Annotated in this window: 10 protein-coding genes; 3 read left to right on the forward strand and 7 right to left on the reverse strand. The window is 68.4% G+C overall.

Annotated elements, in window-relative coordinates; genetic code table 11:
• The 3 genes from NDI56_RS13745 to NDI56_RS13755 form a co-directional block, all read right to left on the reverse strand.
• Entirely contained in the window at positions 1-912 is a 912-nt protein-coding gene (locus NDI56_RS13745) for an ABC transporter permease (protein ID WP_310920112.1), read from the reverse strand.
• Positions 909-1,958, reverse strand: coding sequence for an ABC transporter ATP-binding protein (locus NDI56_RS13750; protein WP_310920113.1), 1,050 nt, complete (start codon positions 1,956-1,958; stop codon positions 909-911). The genes NDI56_RS13745 and NDI56_RS13750 overlap by 4 nt, the downstream gene beginning before the upstream one ends.
• Before the next feature lie 67 nt (positions 1,959-2,025).
• Complete coding sequence (locus NDI56_RS13755) at positions 2,026-2,715, reverse strand: helix-turn-helix domain-containing protein (protein ID WP_310920114.1); 690 nt, start codon at positions 2,713-2,715, stop codon at positions 2,026-2,028.
• A gap of 111 nt (positions 2,716-2,826) precedes the next feature.
• Between NDI56_RS13755 and NDI56_RS13760 the strand changes: the two genes are divergently transcribed.
• Positions 2,827-3,954 (forward strand): ORC1-type DNA replication protein, encoded by a 1,128-nt coding sequence (locus NDI56_RS13760; protein ID WP_310920116.1) that lies wholly within the window; start codon positions 2,827-2,829, stop codon positions 3,952-3,954.
• 36 nt (positions 3,955-3,990) lie between these two features.
• Here the strand turns inward: NDI56_RS13760 and NDI56_RS13765 are convergent, their stop codons facing one another.
• The 4 genes from NDI56_RS13765 to eif1A all read right to left on the reverse strand — a co-directional run bounded on the left by NDI56_RS13765 (position 3,991) and on the right by eif1A (position 6,260).
• The gene (locus NDI56_RS13765; RefSeq protein WP_310920117.1) at positions 3,991-4,776 is read right to left on the reverse strand and encodes a DUF7089 family protein; all 786 of its coding nucleotides are present in this window, start codon (positions 4,774-4,776) and stop codon (positions 3,991-3,993) included.
• On the reverse strand, positions 4,777-4,872 hold the full coding sequence (locus NDI56_RS21865) for a hypothetical protein (protein WP_470303412.1): 96 nt from the start codon (positions 4,870-4,872) through the stop codon (positions 4,777-4,779).
• 66 nt (positions 4,873-4,938) lie between these two features.
• Positions 4,939-5,931, reverse strand: coding sequence for a serine/threonine-protein kinase Rio1 (gene rio1, locus NDI56_RS13770; RefSeq protein ID WP_310920118.1), 993 nt, complete (start codon positions 5,929-5,931; stop codon positions 4,939-4,941).
• 41 nt (positions 5,932-5,972) lie between these two features.
• Positions 5,973-6,260: a translation initiation factor eIF-1A gene (eif1A, locus tag NDI56_RS13775; protein WP_310920119.1), complete on the reverse strand. Its 288-nt coding sequence runs from the start codon at positions 6,258-6,260 to the stop codon at positions 5,973-5,975.
• Between the two features lie 252 nt (positions 6,261-6,512).
• On the opposite strand from eif1A, the gene NDI56_RS13780 reads away from it, so the two are divergent.
• The gene (locus NDI56_RS13780; RefSeq protein ID WP_310920120.1) at positions 6,513-6,926 is read left to right on the forward strand and encodes an SCP2 sterol-binding domain-containing protein; all 414 of its coding nucleotides are present in this window, start codon (positions 6,513-6,515) and stop codon (positions 6,924-6,926) included.
• A gap of 37 nt (positions 6,927-6,963) precedes the next feature.
• A complete protein-coding gene (locus NDI56_RS13785) occupies positions 6,964-7,152 on the forward strand; it encodes a DUF7470 family protein (protein ID WP_310920121.1) in 189 nt (62 codons plus the stop codon).
• Positions 7,153-7,522 lie beyond the last annotated feature (370 nt).

Below are 7,522 nucleotides of genomic sequence, written 5' to 3' on the forward strand. Positions count from 1 at the left end.
CTACTGGACCTCGGCCCGCGAGGCGCGGTCGAGCAGTCGGACGGCCACGCCCCCGAGGACGAGGTTCACACCGGCGAGGACCGCGACCGCGGGGACGACGGTGTTCCAGAGCCCGCCGAAAGCCGTCACCTCGACCACGGTCGTGACGTCTCGGCCGAGCATGAGCGCCCGGATGGCGTCGACGGCGTAGGTAACGGGGTTGACGGCGGCGACCGTCCGAATCCAGTCCGGGAGGACGGTCAGCGGGAGGAACGCGCTGGAGACGAACAGCAGCGGAAAGGTGAGCAGGTTCGCCAGCATGATGGTCGCCTCGCGGTCGCGGGTGAGCAGGGCGACGATGTTCGAGTACGCCACGAACACGCCGCCAAAGAGGACCGCGACGAGCACCACGCCGACGACGCCCGGCAGTCCGGTCCGCAGGTACACCCCGGTTGTCGCGCCGGATTTGAGCGTCAGGAAGCCATACCCCAGCAGGAGGATGAGCAGCGTCTGGCCGACGATGCGCACGAGTTCGGAGCACAGTTTGCCGACGAACATCGCGCCGCGGTGCATCGGCGAGATGCGGGTCTTGTCGAACATCCCCGTCTCGATGTCGTCGACGAGTCCGATGCCGGAGACGGCCGCCGCCGCCAGCGCCGACTGGACGACGATGGCGGGTGTGAGATACGTCACGTAGGACACCGACGCGTCGAACGACTGCGCTATCGCAGCGCCGGCGATAGCGCCCAGCACCTCGGCCATCAGGACGAAGAAGACGACGGGCTGGACCAGCGAGGTGAACGTCACGAACGGGTTCCGGGTGGTCTTGACGAGCCACCGCTTGAAGCTGACCCACGTGTCGGTCGCGGCGCGGTTGCCGGCCGCCCGCCGCGTGCGGTCGGGCTCGGCCGCGTCCGCGCCGTCAGCGCTCATCGGCCCGCCTCCATCGGGGCGACGGCGTCGTCGGACCGCCCGTCGCCGCCCGGTTCGCGCCCGTCGGTCAGCGCGAAAAACACGTCGTCGAGCGTCGGCTCGCCGACGTCGAGACCGGTGACGCCGACCGAGGCGTCACAGAGGGCCGCGAACACCTCCTGTACGACGTCGTCGACATCGCTGGTCTCGACGGCGAGCCCCTCGGCGGTCCGCTCGACGGTCGCCGCCTCGAACGCGCTGCTTGCGCGCAACGCGTCGGCGAGCCGCCGGCGCTCCCGGTCCGTGGCGTCGGCCAGTTCGACTGCGAGCCGCGCCGTGCCGGCGGTCGCCTTGAGCGCGTCGGGGGTACCGCGGGCGGTGACCTGCCCGTCTTCCAGCAGGGCCAGCCGGTCACACAGCCGGTCGGCCTCCTCCAGATACTGCGTGGTGAGAAAGACCGTCGTCCCGCGGTCGTTGATGCGCTCGATGTAGTCCCAGACCCGGCGGCGGGCCTCCGGGTCGAGCCCGGTCGTCGGCTCGTCGAGGAAGACGACGGGCGGCCGGTGGACCAGCACCGTGGCAGTGTCGAGGCGCTTTCGCATCCCGCCGGAGAACGTCTCCGCGCGCCGCGCCTCCACGTCCCGGAGGTCGACGAGGTCGAGCAGCCGGTCGATTCGCTCGCTCCGCTGGGCCGCCGGGACGCCGTACATCTCACAGGCGACCCGGAGGTTCTCCCGCGGGGTGAGTTCGAGGTCGATGCTGGTCTCCTGTGCCATGTAGCCGATGGACTCGCGGACGGCCTGTGGCTCGGTCCGCGTGTCGTAGCCGTTGATACGGACCGACCCACGGGTCGGGTGCAACAGCGTGACCAGCGTCCTGACGGTGGTCGTCTTCCCCGCGCCGTTGGGGCCCAGAAAGCCGAAAAACTCCCCCTCGGCGACGCTGAGGTCCACCCCGCGGACGGCTTCGGTGCCGTCGTCGTACGTGACGTGGACGTTCTCCGCCGCGACGGCGAGGTCGTCGGGTACTGTGTGCTCGTGTCGGCTGCCGGTCTGTGCGTGTGCCATGACGGAGTACCGTCTCGTGGCGTGGGCCCGGTAGTCGCTTCTCGAATTCGTGCGGCCGTTTATATTCTCACTCGGGCAGCGGCGGCCACGTCGTCGCCGCCGTCTCCTCGATGAGCTGGGTCTGGGCACGGCGCAACCGCTCCGAGACCGAGGACGCGGCGATATCCAGCTCGGCCGCGACCTCCGCGAGCGACGCGCCCCGCGGGATGTCGAAATACCCCATCTCGTAGGCCGTCCGGAGCGCCTCGCGCTGGCGGTCGGTCAGTCCGTCGCCCGGCGGCTCCGACTCGCCGGCCCGCGTGAGCCGGTGGAGCCGGAAGCCGGTGTTGCGCTGCCAGAACGCCCGGAACTGCTCGAAAGCGTCGCGGTCGGCGAACCAGCCCGTCTGGCGCCAGCCGGTCGGCAACACGTCGATGCGCTCGATGAGGGCCTCGGCGGTGGCCAGCCCCTCCAGCGCGGAGAGGTCGTCGACCGCCCCGCCGAGCTGTTCCTCCAGGCTCAGCGCGGGCGTCGCCTGATACCGCAGCGTCTCGCCCGCCTCGCCCAGCATCGTGTACGCCCCGACGTCGACCGCCGCGTCGAGGGCCCTGTCGACCGCGTCCCGCGGCGCGCCGGTGACCGAGAGGACGAACAGCGGCCGCTCCCCGTGGTTGAACTGCAGGCGGAGCCGCAGCGTCGCTCCGGCGGGCACGGCCGACGCGACGCCGACGAGCGGGAGCTGTTCGCAGGTGATATCGAACTCAGCGACGAGACTCATACATTCCTCTCAGTCGTCGGACGGAAATATGGTCCGTCTCGTTCGCCCGCCAGTTCCACTTTCACTATCGGTGGCAAATGGTTAAGTGGTCTGCGAAGCTCGGTGAAAGTGATGAGCGACGACCCGGAAGAGGGAATGCTGGGGTGGGACGAGTCCGTCTTCAGGGACGAGCACGTCTTCGAGATAGACTGGGTCCCGGAGACGTTCAAACACCGCGAGACCCAGATGGAGACGCTGAAGTACGCGCTCCGTCCTGCCGTCCGGGGGTCCCGTCCGCTCAACGTCATCGCGCGCGGGCCGCCCGGGACGGGCAAGACCACCTCGACCCAGATCCTCTTCGACGAACTGACCGCCCAGACGGACGTCCAGGCGGTCCGGGTCAACTGCCAGGTAGACTCGACGCGCTACGCCGTCTTCTCCCGGCTCTTCGCGGCTATCTTCGACTACGAACCCCCGTCCTCGGGCATCTCCTTCAAGAAGCTCTTCTCCCAGATTACGGACAAGCTCGTCGAGGAGGACGAGGTGCTGGTGGTGGCGCTTGACGACGTGAACTACCTCTTCTACGAGTCGGAGGCCAGCGACACGCTGTACTCGCTGTTGCGCGCCCACGAGGCCCACTCCGGCGCCCGGGTCGGCGTCATCTGTGTCTCCTCGGACCTCGAACTCGACGTCATCGAGGAACTAGACACCCGCGTCCAGTCGGTGTTCCGGCCCGAGGAAGTGTATTTCAACAAGTACGGGCAGGCCGAAATCGTCGACATCCTCGACGAGCGGGTCGAGCGCGGCTTTCACGAGGGCGTCGTCGGCCCCGCGGTGCTCGACCGGGTGGCCGAACTCACCGAACAGCAGGGCGGCGATTTGCGGGTGGGAATCGACCTGCTCCGGCGCGCGGGGATGAACGCCGAGATGCGGGCCTCCCGGAGCGTCGAACTCGAAGACGTGGAGTCGGCCTACGACAAGTCCAAATACGTCCACCTCTCGCGCCGATTACAGGAGCTCTCCGACTCCGAGCGGGCGCTGGTGGAGGTCATCGCGGCCCACGACGGGAAGCGCGCCGGCGATATCTACGAGGCGTTCAACGAGGAGAGCGGGCTGGGCTACACCCGCTACTCGGAGATAATCAACAAGCTCGACCAGCTCGGCATCATCGACGCCGACTACACGGAGGTCGAGGGCCGGGGCCGCTCGCGCCAGCTGACGCTCAATTACGACGCCGACGCGGTGCTGGAACGGTTGTAGGGCCGCGGGACCGGCTTTCCCGTCCGGCCGCCGGGGTCACTCCAGTTGCTCGAACGTCTTCTCGGCCCATCGGACGGCGTAGTCGGCGTCGTGGTCCGCGTAGGCCGCCGTGTCCAGCGCCGCGAACGGCGCGGGCAGCTCCAGCCCGTGCTTGACGGCGCTGCAGGCCAGCTCCGCGGCGGCGGCGAAGTCGGTCTGACCGCGCGCGAGCTCGCCAGAGAGCTCCGAGAGCCGCGGCTCCAGCCGCTCGCCGGCGTCGGCCCACGCCGCGTAGACGGCCGGGAACGTCTCGGCCCACCCCTCGAACGCCTCGCGGGTCTGTAACCCGAGGTAGGCGTCGTACAGCGCCACGGCGAGCTGGTAGGTGCCCGTCGCCCCGATGGCGGGGTCGGTGACGGCCGCGAGGTCCCGATAGCTGTCACCGAAGAACTCGACGAACTGCTCGGGCTCGTTCAGACTCGCCTCCACCAGCGCCTCGGCGACGAGGAAGTCGACGAAGGCGTCCGGCGAGGTTTCGAGGCGCGGTTTGACGATGACACAGGCCGGCTCGGTCTGGGTGGTCCAGGCGACGCCGCCGTCGCCGGGGAGTCCGACGGTGAACTCGCCCCCGACGTAGCGACGGAGCTGGTCCGGGGCGCTGTCGGGCACCCACGACGGGTCCAGCGCGAGCGGGTCGACCGACCGCGTGACGAGCAGCAGGTCCTCCGCGGCGGCGGGGTCCAGCGTCTCGAAGTCGGTCGCGCTGTTCAGGACGACGGCGTCGGGCGCGTAGGCGTCACGGACCGCGGCCGGGTCACCGTCGAGGGGTCGCTCCGTGAACATCTACGCAGAGAACACGATGAGGTTCGCGATGATAGCGACCGAGAGCAGTGCGGATGCAGCGATTGTCCCGAGGACGATCTTCGTTGCCGTACTCATGTGGGAGGCTATCGCAGGCCGGGCATTAAACCTTGAGAAAGGCGAGTGGCTGGCCAGTTCTGCCGCTCACTCCCTGCGGTCCTCGAACGTCCCCTGCGGGACGGCGTCGTCGTCGCTGCCCGGCGCGGTGTCCTCGTCGTCGTCCGGGGTCGCGTACTCGCGGACGTACGCGAGCAGCTCCTCGGGCGTCGTCTCGACGCCCTGCCGGGCGAAGAAGTTCGCGACGTTGCGACAGTCCCGTTCGAGGAACTCCTCGGCGTTGGGGTGGTGGACCGTGACCGCCTGCCCGAGGTCGATGATGTACAGCTGCCCCTCGTGGAAGACGATGTTGTACTCCGAGAGGTCGCCGTGGACGAGCCCGGCGTCGTACAGCCGCCGGAGGTACTCCGTGACGACCTCGTAGGCCGTGTCGGGGTTCTCGATGTGGACCTCGCTCAGGCGCTTGGCGCGCCCCTCCTCCGTGCCCAGATACTCCATCACCAGGACGTTTCGCTCGACGGCGATGGGTTCGGGCGTGCGAACGCCGGCTCGCCGGGCGCGCTTGAGGTTCGAGGACTCCTTGCGGACCCACGCGGTGACGACTTTCTTCTTGTCGGAGCCGATGCCCTCGAAGCGGGGGTCGCCGTCGAGGTAGCCCCGCATATCCTTGAAATCGGAGGCGTTGATGCGGTAGATCTTCACCGCGACCTGACGGTCCCGCGGCTCCCCGCCGTCGTCGCCCGCCTGTTCCGACGTGCTCCACGCCTCGCTTCCCCCGGCGAGTGCGGTGTAGACGTTGGCCTCCTTCCCCGTCGAGATGGGGCCGCCGAAGGCGTCGATGTGACCGTCTTGGACGAGCTTGTAGATGGCGCCGTAGGTGGCGTCGTCGAAGACGCTGGCCTCGACCTTGAACTGGTCGGCGTCCTTGATGCGCTCGCGGAACTCGTTGAACTCGCGGTCCCGCTTGCGGGCGATACGGTCGGCCTCTGTGTCGCTGACGTCGATTTCCTCCCACTCGTCGCCGACGCCGTCGACCTCGTCGGTCTCCAGCAGTCCGAAATCGCCGTCGCTGTCGGTCACGTCGGGGCCTCCGTCGACGCTCTGGTAGGGTGCATTCGGCGCTACTCCTTGATGTGACCCTCCTCGCGCAGCTGGTCGGCGTCCTGCTTCTCGTAGCGCCAGGTGATGTCGGCCTTCTCGTCCTGCCAGTCCCACGGCTCGACGAGGACCACGTCGTCTTCGCGAATCCAGATGCGCTTTTGCATCTTGCCCGGAATCCGGGCTGTGCGTTCGACGCTGTCCATACAGCGCACTTTCACACGATTCGCCCCGAGCATGTTGGTGACGACCGCGAACACCTCGCTGTCGTCGGGCATCCGCAGGTCCTTCCGGCCCTCGTTGTCGCTCATAGGGGGATGTTCGGCCCCGGGAGGGTTAAGTTTTGTACGATTGCCATCGCCACAGCAGTCCCGCTGTTCGCTCTCCCACCCGTGTCCGCTCTCCCCGCCGTTCTCGGTTTCAGCGACCACGTCGAGGGGCCGCCCGGTGTGGGGTGGCGGCTGTCCCGCGATGGGATTCATCTCGATGACCGCCGCGTGCGCACAGCTGAGCGGCTGCACTGATTGGCAAGGCCCAAGTTCCAGCCCGTTTAACCGCCGCGCATGACTCTCAGGCTGCCCGCTGACGCCGCTGACTGGGCCGTCGCGTGGCGCGACCACATCAACGACCGGGAGGCGTTCGCGGCCGCCGCGGCCGACTTCGAGGCGACCTTCCTCTTCCAAATTCGGGCCGACGACCGCTACGACGGCGCGCCCATCCAGTTTCTGGTGCGCCTCGCCGACGGCGCCTGCACCGAGACGGCACTCGTCGAGGAGTCGGCCGACTACGACTTCGCCATGCGTGGCCCCTACGACGCGTGGGCCGACCTCCTCTCCGGCGACCTCGACGTCTCCGAATCCGTCATGGACGGCACTTTCGACGTCGAGGGCAACACGATGACGCTGTTGCGCCGCCAGGACGCCGTCTCGGAGATGGTCGGTGCCGCACAGTCGATCGACACCGCCTTCGAGCACTGACCGACGGCCTTTTTCGGCCGACGGGCGGAACACCAGTATGTTGGACAAACTCGGTCTCTCCGGCGTCGCCGGTGTCGTCGTCCTGTTTGCGGGTATCGGACTCGTCGCGTGGCAGAACCTGATTCTGGCCGCCGGCCTCGCGCTGGTGGTCGGCGGGCTCGGGCTCGTCGTCTACGGCCTCGTGACGAGCCTGCTGTCCTCGTTCGGGCTGGGCGGGATGCCGTAGCGAGGCGTCTCGCGTTCGGCGGCCTTCCGCACGACCCGCACGCGTCGCGCTCCCCGCTGCGCTGAGGGTTTCGCTCCGCTCGCGGTTCCGTACAGTCACCGCTCGCGATTCGAGGGTTTCGCTCCGCTCGCGGTTCCGTACAGTCACCGCTCGCGATTCGAGGGTTTCGCTCCGCTCGCGGTTCCGTACAGTCACCGCTCGCGATTCGAGGGTTTCGCTTCGCCCTGCTCGCTCAACCCTCGCCCTGCTCGCTCAACCCTCGCCCTGCTCGCTCAACCCTCGCCCTGCTCGCTCAACCCTCGCCCTGCTCGCTCAACCCTCGCCCTGCTCGCTCAACCCTCGCCCTGCTCGCTCAACCCTCGCCCTGCTC

This window comes from Halomicroarcula saliterrae (assembly GCF_031624395.1).
Taxonomy (GTDB): domain Archaea; phylum Halobacteriota; class Halobacteria; order Halobacteriales; family Haloarculaceae; genus Haloarcula; species Haloarcula saliterrae.